Genomic DNA, 2,173 nt, shown 5'->3' with positions numbered 1-2,173 from the left:
AAGCCGTCAAGAAATAAGGCGTTGCTTCGTGATCTTCGGCTCGTTGAGATGGTATGGCGATCTCCAGCGAGGTCCGCGGCCAACTCGCGCGGAAATTCGAGGCATTACGCCCGCATCTGAACGAACGACAGCATCGGCTGGTGCTGGCGACCGAGGCGCGGCTGCTGGGACACGGTGGGGTGCGGGCTGTCGCTCAGGCCGCTGGGGTCAGCGAGACGACCGTCCGTAACGGCATCTTCGAGCTGGAAGAAGGCCGGAAGCCGCTTCCGGCAGGTCGTGTCCGACGATCCGGGGGTGGTCGCAAGCGTGTTGAAGACGACGATCCGGCCGTCCTGACGGCGCTGCTGGGGCTGGTGGAGCCGGATGAGCGCGGCGACCCGCAGTCCCCGCTGCGGTGGACGACCAAGTCGCTACGCCACCTGGCCGCCGAGCTGACCCGGCAAGGACACGGTGTATCGGCGCCCACGGTAGGACGATTGCTGAAGACGGCCGGGTTCAGCCTGCAAGCCAACGTCAAGACCCTCGAAGGCGCCCAGCACCCCGACCGTGACGCCCAGTTCCGCTATATCAACGAGCAGGTCAAAGCCCATCAGGCTGACGGCGAGCCGGTGATCAGCGTGGACACCAAGAAGCGGGAACAGCTGGGCCGGCTCCCGATGACCGGACGCGAGTGGCGCCCCAGGGGCGAGCCGATCGAGGTCGAAGACCACCACTTCTTCTTCTCCGGTCCGGACGTCGAGCAGGCGATCCCGTACGGGATCTACGACATCACGGCCAACACCGGCTGGGTGAACGTCGGTGTCGACCATGACACCTCGGTGTTCGCGGTGGAGTCCATCCGCCGCTGGTGGAAAGCGCGCGGCCGCCACGACTACCCGTCCGCCTCACGGCTACTGATCACTGCGGACGCGGGCGGCTCCAACGGTTACCGTTATCGGGTCTGGAAGAGCGAACTGGCCGCGTTGGCCGCCGAGACCGGGCTGGTGATCACGGTCTGTCACTTCCCGCCCGGCACCTCCAAATGGAACAAGATCGAGCACCGGCTGTTCTCCCACATCACCCTCAACTGGCGCGGCAGGCCCCTGACCAGTCATGACGTAGTGGTCAACACCATCGCTTCCACCCAGACCAGTACCGGACTGCGGGTGGAGGCGGTTTTGGACACCGGCGACTACCCGACCGGTGTCGCGATCAGCAAGGAGCGCTTCGCCGCCCTGCCCCTGGAACGACACGCCACCCACGGCACCTGGAACTACACCCTGCGCCCAGTAATGGCCGACGACCCGGCCACGTCCCAGCCGGTGAGCGAGGGCGACGGACCCGCGCAGCGGCGCCAGGCCATGCTGCTGCGTCTGGCCGATCCGCGGCTGACCGGCATGAGCACCCCTCAACTACGCCAGCTGGCCACCGCGCTCGCGCCTGCACAGGCCGCCCGCACCCAGGAACGGCACAGCCGGCAACGCGGCGGCCGAGCTCGGCGCGCCACCGGCAACCTCCGCGCCAAGCCCTTGTTCGACGCCGCCGCCCGCCTCCTGCTCACGCTCCTCTACCAGCGGCAGGTCTGTTCCATGAAGGTCCTGGCCGACCTTCTGGAGGTCACCGACGTCTGCATCGCCGACCTGGTGAAGGAGACCCGCAGAGTCTTGGAAGACCACGGCCACCACGCCGGAGCCGCTCAGGTCCGCTTCGCCAAACCCGCCGCTCTCCTCGGCTTCTTGGACACCGGCCAGCGCCCCGCACGAGCCGTGATCATCGATCAACTATCCCATCCGGTTCTGACCGGGATCAGCCGCGACGAACTCCGTCTCCTCATCCAGCGCCTCGCCGCAGCACAGGTCGCTCAAGGCGAGCGCCTCGGCTACCAGCGGCGGGGCGGGCACCGCCAGCCCGGGACCCGATCCGGCGTCTTCCCCCAGAAGATCAGCAACAGCGAACGGGTCGTGCTCACGATTCTCTACCAGCGGAAACTCTGCACGATGGATGTCCTGGCCGACGTTCTAGGCGATGTCAGCAGATCGTCCATCGGCAACGTCATCCGCGAAACCCGTCCCCTGCTCCAGCAAGCAGGCCACATTCCCCCCGACGCGCCAATCCGATACCGCACTGCAGCAAATCTGCTCGCCGCAGTGCCAAACGACCGCGACACACCGACAAGTTGATCTTTTACGGCTTC

The 2,173-nt window shown here is 66.6% G+C and carries 1 protein-coding gene; it reads left to right on the top strand.

What is annotated here, in order from left to right; translation table 11 throughout:
- The first annotated feature begins 53 nt into the window (after positions 1-53).
- Positions 54-2,159, top strand: coding sequence for an ISAzo13 family transposase (locus tag FLV34_RS39075; RefSeq protein WP_142625397.1), 2,106 nt, complete (start codon positions 54-56; stop codon positions 2,157-2,159).
- The last annotated feature ends 14 nt before the right edge of the window (positions 2,160-2,173 follow it).

The organism is Microbispora sp. CSR-4, from assembly GCF_008033685.1.
GTDB lineage: Bacteria > Actinomycetota > Actinomycetes > Streptosporangiales > Streptosporangiaceae > Microbispora.
This window is presented reverse-complemented; position numbering and strand designations above follow the sequence as displayed.